Genomic DNA, 15,599 nt, shown 5'->3' on the forward strand with positions numbered 1-15,599 from the left:
GATTTCTTAATTGTCTCCTTATCGTTACTGAACATAACAAAATAAGGAGACACCGTACCTTGGATCTTGTGGTCGAGCACGGTTCTTTTCTCTCGATGAAAACATTTCTACAGAGCAAAAAAATTGAATCGCTGGATTAAATTGCCACACATCCCCGAATGGCCAGTGCGATGAGCGATTCCCAGCTGATCGCAAACTCCCGCATCTTCCGGTACATAAGCTGGGGGCTGGTTTCAAACGACGGCGAATAGATGAAAAGGAATACGACCGCGATGACCAGACCTGTCAGCAGGACGAGCCATTCATCTCTGATAATGTTTGAGAGCAGTGCGTAGAGCATGATGCCGTGCATGACCAAGAGTATCAAGATAAGGACTTTTTTTGTCAGATCTTCACCGAGGCAGACGGGAAGTGTCCGGATCCCGGCGGCCATATCACCCTTTACGTCCTTGAAATCGTTCACGCACGAAGTTACGAAGACTTTCAGCCCGAAGAACAGGAAAATGACGCCAACGGTTACAATACTGCCGCACCAGTGGCCCACGATCAGGGCGATCGTCCCGCCCCATGTGAGTCCGATGATGGCATTCTTTACTCCTGTACCCGCTTTAAGTTTAACTGTATACGACCCGACACGGAATCCATGGGTATAGGCATAGCCGACAATGAAAGGAAAAAACGGTGCGAGCAGAATGCCGTCATGGAGTAAAATGACGGCGCCCATGAGAAATGCTGCGAGACAAGCAAGTATTCCGGTTTTTTTGTCTGCACCTGTGATTTCAGACCGGTTGATTGCATCTTCCTTGCAATCGAGGGCACGGTCCAGGGTATACGTGGCATACACGATGAGGCTGAACGCACAATATTCTGGTATTCTCATGGCGATACCTGCCAGGAGAAAAGCAATATGAAGCCTGAATATCCCGGAAATTGCGACAACTGTCGAGGAGTTCAGGAGCCGCATAGTGGGCGTGTCTAAAAGTGTCACACCATAAAAAATTTCCATGCCTCGCTTTATTACAATCTCATGAAAATTTTTAATAGCATTAAAATATCGGCAGTTTATTTTATACAATGGTAATTATATTTAAAGATTGAGGACTTATAAATCTGAAGGATTCGGCACTCGATACTATAATTCCAATGCACCATGCACACGGCTGCTTGACGATATCAATATTTTTGCTCTAAACACTATAATCATATTTTAAAAACAAAAAGTTGGATTAATGTGATTCTGCGGAAAATAAACCTCAACATTTTATGATTTTCCGGATCGTAAAAAAGAGAAAGGAAATTGTAAATTATTATTTCCGGGTTTTTATCTTATCCGGGCCCGGCCTCTCTGGCCCTGAAGGGTGATCGCCTTCTTGGAAATATCACTATTATATTCTCCAGATCCTCTGATGCTCTGAACAATTTCGCGAACCGATGTGGTTATGATGATATCCTGTTTGAGGATCATGTTCTAGATGTCCCAGCCGACATTCTCAAGAGCACTGATTGTTTTAATATTCCGGTTTGTTTCCCTCATATCAGTATCGAAAACGGGGCGAGACTCCGGTGAAAGATCTTAAAAAGAGATTGTATGTGACTGATGGCAACCATGACTATGGAAGACCCGAAGAACATCTTCCGCTGCACGCATTCTATCATAGACGCCTAATTTCTTGAACAGTGAGCCGATCGCTCCTGCGAGATTTCTGAAATGTCTATTATATGGACACCGGCGAATGAATCGTGATCCGTTAAAAATGGGAGAGAAAGTTCATGGCAAACGTTACGGTCAGGTCTCCGGGATTGCCGAGAGGTTATTTTCGTAAAAAGAATTTTTTTGCCGTTGACCTCGGTGGCCGGGCGGATTGTTTCTTCCACGTATCAATATTTTTGCAATCATGATCGAACGGCAGCCGGTGCCGGTCACAGAAATACCGCCCGCAGTATTCACAGTGAAAGGGAAGGTAATCCCGCACCCCGCAGAACGAACACGTCTCATAGAGAGGGTATTGCCTCTTTCCGGACAGTTTTGAAAAGAGATCTGCAAGTTTTTTCTTCAACTGCATATCGTTTAATGGTGCCGGACAGGAATAAAAATAGTGCTGGACAGGGAAATACCGGTTGCTCCCGATGATCGAATCCTGACAGAAATTTTTCAACAATGATTATGCACGAGGGTGACCGGAAGTATTTATGCAGCCATCCCCCCCGACATTCCTTTTTAGAATAGATTAATTCGCACCAGAACAGAAGTACTAGAAAGCATAAATCCCTGTAAAACGATTTTTTGGTGAGCCACACAATGAAAACCGAGATGCCTTTATCCAAACCCATCCGCCGGTTTCTTACCCATACCGAAGAAACACTCGATACAGAAATCTCGCTTCTTCGCGAGCCGGATGCTGAACCGGGGGGGACTCTCGTTGATATTTACACGTACGATATTGAAAAGAATGTCATCATTTTCCCGGCACAGTACATCGGCCTCCTCAAGGACTTCATCATCGCAAAACAATGCACCAACCTGCTTATCAAGGGCGCTGCAGCAAAAAAATCAAGGTACCTTGTCTGTTCCTACACCGAGGAATCCGTATACAGGGGCATGCACCAGATCTACCTGGACGCGCTGAAGGACGAAGCAAAAAAGGAGAACAAACTTCCGGTCCAGAAACTTATTCAGATGCTCTTCATCCTGTTTACCCACTTCAATGACGACATCAACGAGCTCCCGTGGAACGCAATCGTGAACGCGAGTGTCTACCATCGTATGCCCAAGATCCGGAAAACCCAGCTCTATCATGTCATGAAAGAGAGCAAAAACGACATGGACGAGATGATGGAGCAGGAAACTATTGTCCCCCGCCGGTATTTTGTACTGAACAAGGCGATGTTCTACGCTCGTGATATGTTCCTTGCCAAAACACTTCCTGCTGATGAGCTGATGCCGGTCCTGAACATCCCCCAGATGAAGAAGTTCAACCATCTTGAGGTGAAGGAAATGCTGACCACACGCTGGACTCAGACTGCCTGGTACCAGTCAAAAGTCTTTGGAGACAATATGCTGGCAATCATGGAGCGCCCGCTCAGCCTTGTGAAATGGGACGCGGAACCGACCCTCGACCACTATTTTGACCTTTATAAGATCGGGGTCAATCTGACTGATAACTTCATTTCGTACATGACCATGAAAGACTGGTTTGTCTGGGAGGAGCCAAAACACCTGCTCGATGCTCACAAGAACAAAGAGGAGTTTGAGAGGAGAGCGCTGAAAAAGATATTCGGTGACCTGATAACGGACACATGGGGGGATGGATGATGCTTCGCGAGCCAAGATTTGCAGGAGGACTTTCATGCCGGTGAAAGAAGTTGTAGAGTTGCTCAAACGAGGAAAATCGCTGGCAAAGCGTACCAAGTATAAGGAAGCGATAATCCACTTCGAGAAAGCATTGTCTCTCGATCCAAATTATCCGGAGAGCTGGCTTTTGAGGGCCACTGCATTTATCGAGACCGGGAGGTACAAGGAGGCGCTTGCTGACTGCGATCGGGCACTTGCCCTTGACCAGAATTATGCGGACGCATGGGCGAAGAAAGGGCTGGTTCTCTATAATCTCGAGCGGTTTGACGAGGGGGTACTTGCCAGCACGCGAGCCACGACCCTGAACGGTAACGATGCTGCAGCCTGGTACATCAAGGGGATCTGCCTCGATGAACTCGGCAGGAACGATGAGGCACAGGAAGCGTACGGCAGGTCACTCGAACTTGAAATTATTCTGGATATGGACGCCGAAAGAAAGAAAGTCTGCAGGTAGATTTTCTTATTTATAATCAAATATTCTTTGTTTCGGGAAAAACCGATTCCGGGTATTATACTCAGAACTGATGCCGCGTTACGAAAGCATTATTAATAAAAAAACCAATGAACGATGCAACAGAGGTTATAAAATGATTTCAAAAACCATGGAAGAAGCCCTGAACCGGCAGGTTAACCGGGAATTCTTCTCAGAATACCTGTACCTTTCGATGGCAGCGTATTTAGAGACAATCAGTCTGAGGGGATTCGCAAAATGGATGCGGGTGCAGGCGCGGGAAGAACGCTCACACGCCCTGAAGATCTTTGAGTATATCGTTGCCCGCGGGGGTAAAGTTACCCTTGGTGCTATCGAGGCCCCGAAGGCAAAATGGACATCTGCGGGAAAGGTATTCGAAGAGGTGTATGCCCATGAGCAGAAAGTATCCGGGATGATCAACGCTATCGTTGATCTTGCCATCAAAGAAAAAGATCACGCAACGTTCGAGATGCTCCAGTGGTTTGTCAAAGAACAGGTAGAGGAGGAGGAACAGGCCCTGGAGGTTCTCAACCAGGTAAGAATCGTTGGCGATATTATCGGCCATCTCTTCTATATTGACCACTATCTCGGCAAGAGGGAATAATTCCTCACGTATTTTCCTTTTGAAATTTTCTTCTTTATGTATCATCCAAGGATTTCTTTCACCTCTTACGTCGCGGGCCACCTTGAAAAGACTCGCTACGATCTTCTCCCAAGGATTGTCCCAGCACATAAAGATCCAGACTGTCTGATAATTAAATGACCCGTCGCTTCCGGCGCACGGGTCCGGGGTTTTGTCAGGAAAAACCGTCCGCGTCCACAACAGGACATTTCACGGAAACGATGGGTTCTAGTACTTCGGAAAACAATTCCCTCTGCAGAGGCGTAAGCATGAAAAGTCCGGTCTATTTCGCAAACCTCCGGGCACATTCTGATCAAGAATGTACGACAGCAAAGGTGCAGCAGCTCTTTGACCGTGCGGGGTTTTCAGAGCTGATCAAACCACGGGATAAAACTGCACTCAAGCTCCATTTTGGAGAAGTGGGAAATGACGGCTTTATCAGCCCGGTCTATGTGCGACAGGTTGTGGAAAAGGTGAAAGAGTGCCGGGGTCTGCCATTCCTGACCGATACCAATACCCTTTATAGGGGCAGCCGTTCAAACGCGGTGGAGCACATCACCACTGCCATCCTGCACGGTTTTGATTTTGCAGTAGTAGGGGCACCGGTTATTATTGCGGATGGAATTTTTGGTAAACATGTGGTGAAAGTTCCGATCGGTAAAAAACATTTCAGCGAGGTGTCGATAGCCGGTGACATTGTTTCTGCCGACAGCATGCTGGTCCTGAGTCACTTTAAGGGACACATCGTTTCAGGTTTCGGCGGTGCGATAAAAAATCTTGCCATGGGGTGTGCTCCTCCCGAGGGAAAACGGGCACAGCACAATGCCCGGCCGTTTACCTTGAGCGAGAAATGCACCGGATGTGCAGCCTGCATGAAGGTCTGCCCGAGTTCGGCGATAAGCATTGTGGCAAAAAAATCGGTAATTAACCGTGAGAACTGCATCGGTTGTTTCGAATGCATGCATGCATGCCCGGAGCATGCGATCGATATAGACTGGGAGACCGAGATTCCCTTGTTCATGGAAAGGATGGTGGAGTACGCATACGGGGCAGTCGCTGGAAAGGAGGGCAGGGTGGGTTACATGAATTTCCTGATACGGATCACGCCGGACTGTGATTGTTTCCCGTTCAGTGACGCACCGATCGTCCCGGATATCGGAATTCTTGCATCGCGCGACCCGGTTGCCATTGATGCGGCCAGCTTCGATCTCGTCAATCTGCAACAGGGATACAGGGAATCGCTCCTCGCCACTCACCACCGTGCAGGCGAGGATAAATTTACCGGTGTACACGCTAATACAGTTGGGTTCCGGCAGATAAGATATGCTGAAGAAATCGGTATGGGAAGCAGTGCGTACGAACTGATCCGTCTCTGATAAAATTTTAAAAAAAATGGCTATTCACAGGCTCTGAACCTGTGCATCGGCGATCTTTTTTATCAATGCCTCAAGAACGACCTCGCGCATACCTTCCACGAATTTTATACTCCCGACAACCAGGTGGCCGCCGCCGCTGATGCCGCCCCCGGGAATCTCGACCCGGAGTTCACGGACCATGCGGGGGATGTTCATGAGTACGCCCCGGGATCGCAGTACGGCAAAATCAGGGCCAAAGCCAATGGTGACAACGGGTTTACCGATGTTCTGTTTGCAGAGCCGGTCATGCACTTCACCGGAGGTTTTACCTGGAGGGGGGAACGTGAATTTGTGGGCATTGATCTCGACATCGATCAGGAACAGATGGGCGTCATTCGAAAGGATACGGGGGACCACATGGGGCATGCATGCACTCATCTGGTCCTCGATCATTGTGTTTGCCCCGTCAACGAGAAGGGAGACCAGCTTCCTGTGGCGTTCCGCGTGGCCCGTGAGATCAAGGATGTCCTTGACGATCTCTCTGCCATCATTGAACCGGAGCCAGAACTGCTCATAATCAAGGGCGAGCGCTATATCCTTGCATGTTTCCTCCGGATACTGTTCGCGGACGAGCGCAAGGAAGAGTGCCCGTTCCGGGGCTTCGCTGCGGTCACCGACGCCGGCTACGGCCGGAAGGTGACGGATAAGGGGTTCGATCTTGGGGTTGATCAGCCGTGCAACTTCGGTCCCGAGCATACCGGCCGTTATACCAAAGTCCCCGCCGACATGGTACGGGTTCAGGTGGGCCAGAAGGTATTTGTCAATAGTTGCATCCGGATGGTGGTGGTCGATGACTACAAACTGGATGTCGTAGACGCTGGCAATCTTGTACGCAGGTTCGTCCTCTTCTGTTGACCCATTATCCGTGAGAAGAACCAGTGGCATCTTCTGTCCATACCGGATATGATCTTTCAGGGAAAAATCGAGGTCACGGGTGATGTCTTCGATCTCATAGAACGGAGCCTTTGACGGGGCTCGTTTGAACATGAAATATTCCGCGTCAAAATCACCCCCTGACTCACGGATCAACGATACGACGGCCTGTTCGATAGCGACCGCCGAGCAGATCCCATCGGCATCGGCATGGTGGCGCAGGATAATCGGCTGGGAGGTGAATACCGCCTTCCGGATAATCTTTGCGATCTTCCTCATATCGGGGCGGAGATTTTCCATTACCTCACTTTTTATAAGGAGCGGAATATTCTCCGGTTCTGCCCGCGCATCCAGGGCTTTCTCAATTCTGACCCTCACCAACACGGACTCTTCTTCCAAAAGAATGGTTAATGCATCCACTTCGATCTGGAGCTGGCTGTTGCGCATCATCACCTCTCCGACGACCCTGACAATGTTACCGAGTTCGGCTTCGGGAAATGCCCGCACGCCGGCTTCGACAAATGCGGCTGCGTTCTGGGTCCCGGTCTCATCGACGATCGTGAAGATGGTAGGCCCGCTTGTCTGCTTGATCTGGGCGATCTCCCCCTCGATTGCTACGGTCTTTCCCACCCTGTTGTTGAGATCTGCAATTTTTACCGTTGTGGACTTTCGTTCCACGTTCTGAACCTGATACACCTGGATCTGGACCTCTTCGAGATCGATATTCCCGTTCGGGCGGATCTGGCGGACCCTGACGAGGATAGAATCCCGTTCCTTATGATCGGCCTTGATGTTACTCTTGTGCACGAGTCCTTTGATTCGGTCGTTTAACTGAACAAACACCCCAAAATTTGCAAAACCCTGCACCTTTCCCTGATAAATATTCCCTTCCTCAACTTCGGCAAGGTCACACCCGGCGCCGAGCCGGTAGACCAGCACATCATTTACGTCATTATTCTGCATAATCTCCTCTCACTGCACACGGCGAAAATGGGCATATTGTTGCGATATGGTAGTTAGTATCGTCAACGCTACGCGGTACTATTCTCCTGTATGATCATCAATGAGTGACTGAATGTTTAATTTACTTGTTATCTGCAAAATGCGATCACAGGATAAGGGAAACCCGGTCAGTCGCGGAATGCTACTTCAATCTTGTCCAGGTCATTGGGGACAAGAACCGGCCCGTCAAATTTTTTCTGTGCGTCAGTTATGTGGGCCCCGGGATCAGTATATCGTGAACTGGTATGAATGAGGACAAGTGTCCGGGCCTTCAGGGCCGCAGCAGCTTCCCCGGCCTGCGATGCAGTTGCGTGGTAAAACTCTGCAGCCCGTGCCGACTCGGAATCATCATATGTAGCGTCATGGATCAGCAGATCGGCATTCTGGGCGATATCCATGATGGAAGTATGGATCGAACGGGTGTCCCCGGTATATACGATCTTTCGCCCGGGTCGTGGTGCTCCCATGACCTGGTCCGGCCTGACGGTTACCTGGCAGTCGCCGACGGCAATATTGACGGTTTCTCCCCTCTGGATCCTTCCGAAAAGAGGCCCGGGCGGGACTCCCAGAGCAACAGCGTGCTCGCGGTTGAACCGTCCCGGGCGTGGGTCTTCTTCAAGAATATATCCCAGTGACGGGAGGCCGTGACGTGCTGCAAATGCGGTGACCGTGTAGCCTTCAAAACGTACCCATGAGCCGTCATGCAGCTCGACTGACTCAATGGTAAATTTGAGATTGAAGCGTGCCACATGGCGAAGGGTTTTCACGAATTCATGCACCCACTCGGGACCATAAATGGTAAGCGGTTCCGTACGGCCGTTGAAAGACATTGTCTGGACGAGGCCGAATATACCAAGAAAGTGGTCGGCATGCCAGTGAGTGACAAAGATGGCGTTGACGGTGAAGCCACACCGTGAGCGCATCATCTGCTGCTGCGCCCCCTCGCCGCAATCGAATAAAAGGGTGTCGGAGCCATGGCGTATCAGGATGCACGGAGGGTTGCGCACCGGGGTAGGAAGTGCCCCCGCAGTTCCGAGAAAATAGACCTGGAGTGTTTCCCCGCTCATATACAACCCCTCCGGAACTCCGTTCCGGCAGTTCGCATCTGCTCACTGCTCACGCCCAATCCTTCCCGGGATTCTGCTCCAGCAGTTCGCATCTGCTCACTGCTCACGCAAACCATCTCCTGAAAACGGCAAGGCTCTTCCTCGCTTCTTCAACCGACCGCCCTTCGATAACAATCCTTCCTGTATACTGATCGGCAGTTGTCCTGCCGACACGTTCCCAGTTGATGGTGCCGTCACCGAGAGGAAGGTGTTCATCCGACATACCGTGATTGTCATGGATATGAATATGGTCTGCCCTTCCTACAAAAGGAAGGAACTCCTCCACTTTTCCGATCGTATTTGCATGCCCGAAATCAAAGGTCATCCCGACCCCTTCAATTCCTTCGGTCATCCCGATGAGCTCTTCCGGGAACCTGCAAAGAAACTCCTTAGCGCTGATCATGTTTTCAAGGCAGGCCAGGACACCCCGGTCAGCAGCATATTTTCCAATCTGCCTGAGCGCTTCTTTCTGAAGCTCCCAGACCTTTTCTGGCATCATCTTGCCTATGGGCGAAATGTAACCGGAATGGATGGTGACACGATCTGTGAGGGGCGCGGCATGTTCGATGCAGGTGCAGATCTGGCGGATCGATTCACGCCAGATCGGATCATTCAACGTTGCGAGATTGAGGTCGCCATAGGGAGCATGAACGGTCACACCGAGTTTTGTTGTGGTGATCACTTCCTGTATCTTTCTGAAGCAGTCCGGGTTGTCGAGCCGGTAATTACCGTCTCCTACAATCTCCCAGCCTGCGTAACCGGACTCTTCGATCTTGTAGACCCAGGAAATGTCGTCCCAGACTTTTGCTGAAGAGGAAAAGTAGGGCTGCAGGGTCATCTCTCACGTCCAAGTGTGGCAAGGAGGTCGCGGACAGCCGTTGAGAACGCGTCAAGGGTACCTTCATTCCTGAGGGTAAGGTCGGCATTCCGGAGGGCATTGCCCAGCCCCCAGCTCAGTTCGCGTTCGTCACGGTTGTGCAGGGCATCAGCGGAACAAAAATCATCTGAACGTGCCCGGGCTGCTATCCGCGAAAGCCGTTTTTCGAAGGAAGACTCGATCCCGATAAGGGTAAATCCCTCAAAAGTCCGGCGGAATAATTCAACTTCCGCATTGCCACGGATACCGTCAACGAGCACAAGAGGTGCGGACAGGCTCCGGATCCTGGGGATGCAGAGCTGGGCGACTGCATCCATGCCGCGTTCAGTTCGGAGGTTGTTTGCCATCGTCCCGAAATTTTCGTCCGTGGGTTCCAGTCCTGAAGCTTTGACCGCAGTCCGGATCATATCTCCCATAACGACGACCGGGATACCCGTACCGGCAGCAATCTTCGAGAATTCACCTTTACCGCTTGCGGGAAGCCCGACGACTCCGATCACCTTCATAGACAATTTCACCTCCTTCACGGGTACGGATCTTGACGCTTCGAGACAGGGTATCTGCAATTTTTTTCATCTCTCCTTCAGAGAGCGGGCGTACATCCCCGGTCACGCCCTGCTGGAGCACAATGTCAACAGTGCCCGCCTCGCCGGCGATTGCGGAGACTTCGTCATCATACCCGCGGAACAGGGTAATCACGACTTCAAACTCCGGGAGGTGGCCGTGTTCACGCGCATCTCTGCAGAGGGCAAGCGATTTTTGTACATCCTTAACATAATTTCCCCTGAGAAGGTTATTATATCGCGCCCAGCGGGCCTTGATGTCTAGGGCAACATAGTCCACAATCCCGCCACTGATGAGGGCATCCAGCGTACCCGGGAAGACCCCGTTGGTGTGGACCCCGACACGAAGTCCCATCTTTTTTGAGGCTTTTGCCAGTTCGACCAGCGCGTCTTTCTGCATGGTTGGTTCGCCACCGGAAAAAACGACACCGCTGATGGCGAGGAGCGATCCCCGGATCATTTCAATGACCCCTTCAAGCTCCCGTTCATCTTTTCCGGAAAGGATTGATGAGTTCTGGCAGTACGTGCAGCGTACCGGGCACCCGCGGAAAAAAACCGCACAGACAGACCTGCCTCTCCAGTCGACCGTTGAGAGTGGGACAAAACCTCCGAAATTCAGCTTGATAGAACCACCGTGCCGGAGTATTTTATTCCCGTGCTTATTTGAGTGTATTGAGTTGTGGTCTGTAATTGATATCTTCGTACCTGCAGTCGCAGCGGATGATCCCGTTCTCAGTTATGATAATATCCATTCCTATATCATTCCCGTCCGCTGGGATTTCATCAAATTCCTGGCATGCGAAAGCGAGTCCGATCTTCGCCATATGGGGGTGTGCGGACAGGAATCGGTCATAGTAGCCGGCACCGTACCCGAGCCGGGTCCCGTTTCGATCGAAAGCAAGTACAGGCACAATAACTCCTTTTATGTCCCGTGAATCTGCAGGAAGCTCGTGTCCGATAGGTTCAGGTACCTGAAACGTGCTTTCGACAAGGTCTGAGATCCGGTCCAGATAGGAAAGGCGCAGGGTCCGGGTCTCCTTCTCAATTACCGGGACAACAATTTTTTTCCGTGATACGATGAGCTGTCCGATAAGCCTGCGGGTATCGACCTCCCGGGGTTTTGAAACATAGACCATGATGGGATCCATCCCGTCGAGTATTCCGGCAAGGGCGGTACAGATGCGGGTGCTTTTTCCTTCAATTTCAGCCGGGGAGAGCAAAGAACGCTTCTGTCGCGCTGCCTCCCGCAGGGCATTTTTCGATAGCAGGCCGGTCATATGCTTGTGAGTATCCTGTACAGATATTTGGCCACCTATGCCATAATTCTTGACATCCTCTGGTGACTGTCAGCACAATAAGAGCAGAGTAAAAAAAGCTGGTTAGAATTTGAAATGACGGTTGACGATCTTGATAGCACAATAGTCCCCGCACATCGTGCATCCGTCAGTATCGGCAGGCATACGCTCGGCCCGGATCGCTTTTGCCCGGGCCGGGTTCATGGCTACGGAAAACTGGCGTTCCCAGTCAAGGTCCCGGCGGGCGTGTCCCATCTCGAGGTCTGCTTCGCGGGTCTTTTTGAGCTTGATCATATCCCCGACATGGGCGGCAATCCGGGAACTCATGACGCCTTCATACACTTCCTCCGGTGTCGGGAGGGCGAGGTGTTCGGCAGGCGTGACATAGCAGATGAAATCGGCACCCAGGGATGATGAGATTGCAGCACCTATCGCTGCCACCCGGTCATCATAGCCCGGTGCAATATCGGTGACAATGGGCCCGAGCATGTAGAACGGTTTGTTATTGGTGACCCGCTTCATGAGCTGGACATTGGTCGCGATCTCATCGATAGGGACGTGACCGGGACCTTCGACAATGACTTGTACGTTCTCTTTCTGTGCCTTGTCCGCGAGTTCAGCGTTGATAAGGAGCTCCTGAATCCCGGCCCGGTCGGTTGCATCATGGATCGCCCCGGCCCGCATACCGTTACCCATGGAGAGGGTGACCTCGTGCTCCTTCATGATCTCGAGCAGGTAATCGAACTCAGCATAGAGCGGGTTCTCTTTCTCGTTGTGGAGCATCCACGCGGTCATGAATGCCCCGCCCCGCGAGACGAGTCCGGCATGACGGCCCTGATTTCTCAGGCGCTTGACGGTCTCCCAGTTGATGCCGGTATGGATCGCCATAAAATTGGTACCGAGTTTTGCCTGCTCGGCAGTAATGCGGAAGAGGTCATCCTCCTTCATGTTGACAACAGCGCCGTCTTTTATTGCTGCCTCGATGAATGCCTGGTAGAGGGGGACGCAGCCGACAGAGAGGTTTGTGCTGGCGATTACCTGTTTGCGGATCTCAAGAAAATCGCCGCCGGTGGAGAGTTCCATGAGGGTATCTGCGCCCGCCCGCTCGGCCTGTTTTGCCTTCTCAATTTCCATGCCAATATCCACGATATCCGTGGAAGTTCCGATAGAAGCATTTACCTTGGTTCGAAGCCCTTCCCCGATACCGCAGATCTTTACTTTGCGGTACGGGGAAACAGGGATGACGATATGCCCGCCGGCAACACCGCGCCGTACGAAGTCTTCGGTGACCCCTTCCTGCGCTGCGACAATTTTCATCTCTTCGGTGACGATGCCACGCTTGGCATCTGCTACGATACTCATACCATACTGGTTACTGTAAAGACAAGATAAAGGCTCGGTTTTTCAATTCTGGAATAAATCTGGCTTGTTAAGACAACAAGTAAAGTTGATTTGGCATAACGCATAATTTTTTGTGTTTACTAATCTGACGAAAAGTTTCTCCCGGCAATGAGATGGAGGCTATCGAGAGGACTTGGAAAATTTTTGAAATAATATTATATAATATAAGTCACTAACTAATGGTAAACCTTGATCCAGCGAGGTGTTTTACGATGACAGATAAGGATTATTCCGAAGTAACGGTGAAGGAAGCAGCCCACGATGACGCCGGTCGCGGCATAGCACGGGTCAGCATCGAGGTGATGAAGAAGCTGGGGCTTGTCTCCGGCGATGTGATCGAGATCCAGGGAAAGAAAAAAGCCGCTGCGATTGTCTGGCCCGGCTTTGCCCAGGACACAGGATTCGGAGTTCTGCGGATTGACGGTAATATCCGCGGCAATGCAGCTACCGGCATTGACGAAAAGGTAAGGATCCGGAAATCTGAGGCCGAATATGCAAAGAAAGTGGTGATCCAGCCGACACAACCAATCCGGCTCGTTGGAGGGGAACAGTACTTGTCAAGGATCCTCCGCGGGCGTGCAGTATTTGAAGGCCAGACCCAGCGGATCGATGTAATCGGCAATACCATAACGCTCGTCATCGCCAAAGTCGTGCCAAAAGGCATCGCCATCGTGACCGATGATACCGAGATCGAGCTGAAAGAGGAGCCTTACAAGCCGGAAGAAGGCAAACAGGAAACATCCGATATCCACTACGAGGACATCGGGGGACTTGGCCGCGAGCTGCAGCTCGTCCGCGAGATGATCGAGCTCCCGCTCCGCCACCCGGAGATCTTCGAGCGCCTTGGCATCCAGCCACCCAAAGGGGTACTCCTGTACGGCCCGCCCGGTACCGGCAAGACGCTGATAGCCAAGGCGGTTGCAAACGAAGTGGACGCTCACTTTATCACCCTCTCCGGCCCGGAGATCATGAGCAAGTATTACGGCGAGAGCGAGAAAGGCCTCCGGGAGAAGTTCGAAGAGGCCGAGCAGAATGCGCCTGCGATAATATTCATCGATGAGATTGACTCGATCGCACCAAAACGTGCCGAGGTTCAGGGAGAAGTCGAGCGGCGCGTGGTAGCCCAGCTCCTGGCTCTTATGGATGGGCTCAAGGGACGCGGGCAGGTCATCGTCATTGCAGCGACCAACCTTCCGGATTCGATAGACCCGGCCCTCCGCAGGGGCGGGCGGTTCGACCGGGAGATCGAGATCGGTATCCCGGACAAGAAAGGCCGGATGGAGATCTTCCAGGTACATACCCGGGGGGTCCCGCTCGCCGACGATGTGAAGATCGAGGAATTCGCCAACACGACCCACGGATTTGTCGGTGCGGATATTGCACTCCTGGTCAAGGAGGCGGCGATGCATGCACTCCGCAAGGTGATCCCACAGATAAAGATTGACGAGGAGATCCCGGACGAGGTGCTCGACAAGCTCAGGGTGACGAACGAAGACTTTGGAGAAGCGCGAAAGCACGTTGAGCCGTCAGCGATGCGCGAGGTACTGGTTGAAGTACCGGATGTTACCTGGAAGCAGGTCGGCGGGCTCGAGGAAGTAAAACAGGAGCTCAGGGAGGCCGTAGAATGGCCCCTCAGGTTCCCGGACGTCTTCGAGCACCTCCTGACAAAACCGCCGAAAGGTATTCTCCTGTTCGGCCCCCCCGGTACCGGGAAGACGCTGCTCGCCAAGGCCGTGGCCAACGAGAGCGAGTGCAATTTCATCGCTGTCAAGGGGCCGGAGTTGCTCTCGAAATGGGTCGGGGAGTCCGAGAAGGGAGTCCGGGAGATCTTCCGGAAAGCGCGGCAGGCCTCGCCATCGATCATCTTCTTCGACGAGATCGATGCCCTGGTCCCCAGGCGGGGGAGCTTCCAGGGCTCGTCCCATGTTACCGAGAGCGTTGTGTCCCAGATCCTTACCGAGCTTGACGGGATGGAGGAGCTGAAGAACGTCACGATCCTCGCGGCTACCAACCGCCCGGACATGCTGGACGACGCCCTGCTCCGCCCGGGTCGCCTCGAGCGTCACATCTACGTGCCTGCGCCGGATGAGGAGAGCAGGAAGAAGATATTCGATGTCTACCTCGGTGGCGAGACCGGGGGCATCCTCGCAAAGGACCTGGATGTCGACACTCTCGTGAAACAGACCCAGGGCTATGTCGGTGCCGATATCGAGGCGCTCGTACGGGAAGCAAAGATGGCCGCGATGCGCGACTTCATCGGACAGATGGGGAACCGGACGGAGCAGGAACGGAGAGATGCCATCAAGAACGTGATGCTGACCCGGGCCCACTTTGACGCAGCGCTGCTCAGGGTCAGGGGATCCCTGGACGAGGAGACTCTCGAGAGATCCGAGCGCCAGTCCTGGGAGATGCTCTACAACCAGGACCAGCGCATCATTCTGGAATCGGCGGCCCGGATGACAGCCCGGGCAGGGCCCGGACATAAGAAGGCCGATGAGAAGATCATCGCGGATCTCAGGAAAGCGATGTTCGCACGGAAGAAGGACTTTGCCGAGATCAGGAAACTGACCGAAACGCTGGAAAAGAAGAACGAAAAATAATCGTAGTGTGGAGGGGTACAA

14 protein-coding genes are annotated in these 15,599 nt (G+C 52.0%); 5 read left to right on the plus strand and 9 right to left on the minus strand.

Annotation, left to right across the window (positions count from 1 at the left end; genetic code table 11):
* Nucleotides 1-136 precede the first annotated feature (136 nt).
* Both ABSB80_RS10935 and ABSB80_RS10940 read right to left on the minus strand, forming a co-directional pair.
* Complete coding sequence (locus ABSB80_RS10935; protein WP_428370653.1) at nt 137-1,006, minus strand: UbiA family prenyltransferase; 870 nt, start codon at nt 1,004-1,006, stop codon at nt 137-139.
* Nucleotides 1,007-1,811: 805 nt separating this feature from the next.
* Nucleotides 1,812-2,063 carry an AN1-type zinc finger domain-containing protein gene (locus tag ABSB80_RS10940; RefSeq protein WP_428370654.1) on the minus strand — a complete coding sequence of 84 codons (252 nt, stop codon included), beginning with the start codon at nt 2,061-2,063 and terminating at the stop codon, nt 1,812-1,814.
* A gap of 248 nt (nt 2,064-2,311) precedes the next feature.
* Here ABSB80_RS10940 and ABSB80_RS10945 point away from each other — a divergent pair, with 248 nt between their 5' ends.
* The 4 genes from ABSB80_RS10945 (at nt 2,312) to ABSB80_RS10960 (ending at nt 5,822) form a co-directional block, all read left to right on the plus strand.
* Complete coding sequence (locus ABSB80_RS10945; RefSeq protein ID WP_428370655.1) at nt 2,312-3,313, plus strand: hypothetical protein; 1,002 nt, start codon at nt 2,312-2,314, stop codon at nt 3,311-3,313.
* A gap of 34 nt (nt 3,314-3,347) precedes the next feature.
* Nucleotides 3,348-3,806, plus strand: coding sequence for a tetratricopeptide repeat protein (locus ABSB80_RS10950; protein WP_428370656.1), 459 nt, complete (start codon nt 3,348-3,350; stop codon nt 3,804-3,806).
* A gap of 133 nt (nt 3,807-3,939) precedes the next feature.
* Nucleotides 3,940-4,428, plus strand: a complete 489-nt coding sequence (locus ABSB80_RS10955; protein WP_428370657.1) for a ferritin — start codon at nt 3,940-3,942, stop codon at nt 4,426-4,428.
* A 287-nt stretch (nt 4,429-4,715) separates the two neighbouring features.
* Entirely contained in the window at nt 4,716-5,822 is a 1,107-nt protein-coding gene (locus ABSB80_RS10960) for a DUF362 domain-containing protein (protein ID WP_428370658.1), read from the plus strand.
* A gap of 24 nt (nt 5,823-5,846) precedes the next feature.
* Here the strand turns inward: ABSB80_RS10960 and ABSB80_RS10965 are convergent, their stop codons facing one another.
* From ABSB80_RS10965 to thiC, 7 genes are all read right to left on the minus strand, one after another.
* On the minus strand, nt 5,847-7,697 hold the full coding sequence (locus tag ABSB80_RS10965; protein ID WP_428370659.1) for a DHH family phosphoesterase: 1,851 nt from the start codon (nt 7,695-7,697) through the stop codon (nt 5,847-5,849).
* A gap of 167 nt (nt 7,698-7,864) precedes the next feature.
* Nucleotides 7,865-8,803: a ribonuclease Z gene (gene rnz / locus ABSB80_RS10970; protein ID WP_428370660.1), complete on the minus strand. Its 939-nt coding sequence runs from the start codon at nt 8,801-8,803 to the stop codon at nt 7,865-7,867.
* A gap of 103 nt (nt 8,804-8,906) precedes the next feature.
* Entirely contained in the window at nt 8,907-9,680 is a 774-nt protein-coding gene (locus ABSB80_RS10975; protein WP_428370661.1) for a sugar phosphate isomerase/epimerase family protein, read from the minus strand.
* Complete coding sequence (locus ABSB80_RS10980) at nt 9,677-10,225, minus strand: dephospho-CoA kinase (RefSeq protein ID WP_428370662.1); 549 nt, start codon at nt 10,223-10,225, stop codon at nt 9,677-9,679. The genes ABSB80_RS10975 and ABSB80_RS10980 overlap by 4 nt, the downstream gene beginning before the upstream one ends.
* Nucleotides 10,185-11,018: an anaerobic ribonucleoside-triphosphate reductase activating protein gene (locus ABSB80_RS10985; RefSeq protein WP_428370758.1), complete on the minus strand. Its 834-nt coding sequence runs from the start codon at nt 11,016-11,018 to the stop codon at nt 10,185-10,187. The genes ABSB80_RS10980 and ABSB80_RS10985 overlap by 41 nt, the downstream gene beginning before the upstream one ends.
* The gene (locus ABSB80_RS10990) at nt 10,942-11,559 is read right to left on the minus strand and encodes a 5-formyltetrahydrofolate cyclo-ligase (protein WP_428370663.1); all 618 of its coding nucleotides are present in this window, start codon (nt 11,557-11,559) and stop codon (nt 10,942-10,944) included. Before ABSB80_RS10990 ends, ABSB80_RS10985 begins: the two co-directional genes overlap by 77 nt.
* A 102-nt stretch (nt 11,560-11,661) precedes the next feature.
* Nucleotides 11,662-12,939: a phosphomethylpyrimidine synthase ThiC gene (gene thiC, locus ABSB80_RS10995; RefSeq protein WP_428370664.1), complete on the minus strand. Its 1,278-nt coding sequence runs from the start codon at nt 12,937-12,939 to the stop codon at nt 11,662-11,664.
* A gap of 251 nt (nt 12,940-13,190) precedes the next feature.
* Here thiC and ABSB80_RS11000 point away from each other — a divergent pair, with 251 nt between their 5' ends.
* A complete protein-coding gene (locus tag ABSB80_RS11000) occupies nt 13,191-15,578 on the plus strand; it encodes a CDC48 family AAA ATPase (protein WP_428370665.1) in 2,388 nt (795 codons plus the stop codon).
* The last annotated feature ends 21 nt before the right edge of the window (nt 15,579-15,599 follow it).

Origin of the sequence: Methanoregula sp., assembly GCF_050010295.1 — an archaeon.
Classification (GTDB): Archaea; Halobacteriota; Methanomicrobia; order Methanomicrobiales; family Methanospirillaceae; genus Methanoregula.

What these genes read in the sequence shown, in the direction of transcription:
- ABSB80_RS10935 (WP_428370653.1), bottom strand. Translation starts at nt 1,006, where the DNA reads ATGGAAATTTTTTATGGTGTGACACTTTTAGACACGCCCACTATGCGG.
- ABSB80_RS10940 (WP_428370654.1), bottom strand. Translation starts at nt 2,063, where the DNA reads ATGCAGTTGAAGAAAAAACTTGCAGATCTCTTTTCAAAACTGTCCGGA.
- ABSB80_RS10945 (WP_428370655.1), top strand. Translation starts at nt 2,312, where the DNA reads ATGCCTTTATCCAAACCCATCCGCCGGTTTCTTACCCATACCGAAGAA.
- ABSB80_RS10950 (WP_428370656.1), top strand. Translation starts at nt 3,348, where the DNA reads ATGCCGGTGAAAGAAGTTGTAGAGTTGCTCAAACGAGGAAAATCGCTG.
- ABSB80_RS10955 (WP_428370657.1), top strand. Translation starts at nt 3,940, where the DNA reads ATGATTTCAAAAACCATGGAAGAAGCCCTGAACCGGCAGGTTAACCGG.
- ABSB80_RS10960 (WP_428370658.1), top strand. Translation starts at nt 4,716, where the DNA reads ATGAAAAGTCCGGTCTATTTCGCAAACCTCCGGGCACATTCTGATCAA.
- ABSB80_RS10965 (WP_428370659.1), bottom strand. Translation starts at nt 7,697, where the DNA reads ATGCAGAATAATGACGTAAATGATGTGCTGGTCTACCGGCTCGGCGCC.
- rnz (WP_428370660.1), bottom strand. Translation starts at nt 8,803, where the DNA reads ATGAGCGGGGAAACACTCCAGGTCTATTTTCTCGGAACTGCGGGGGCA.
- ABSB80_RS10975 (WP_428370661.1), bottom strand. Translation starts at nt 9,680, where the DNA reads ATGACCCTGCAGCCCTACTTTTCCTCTTCAGCAAAAGTCTGGGACGAC.
- ABSB80_RS10980 (WP_428370662.1), bottom strand. Translation starts at nt 10,225, where the DNA reads ATGAAGGTGATCGGAGTCGTCGGGCTTCCCGCAAGCGGTAAAGGTGAA.
- ABSB80_RS10990 (WP_428370663.1), bottom strand. Translation starts at nt 11,559, where the DNA reads ATGACCGGCCTGCTATCGAAAAATGCCCTGCGGGAGGCAGCGCGACAG.
- thiC (WP_428370664.1), bottom strand. Translation starts at nt 12,939, where the DNA reads ATGAGTATCGTAGCAGATGCCAAGCGTGGCATCGTCACCGAAGAGATG.
- ABSB80_RS11000 (WP_428370665.1), top strand. Translation starts at nt 13,191, where the DNA reads ATGACAGATAAGGATTATTCCGAAGTAACGGTGAAGGAAGCAGCCCAC.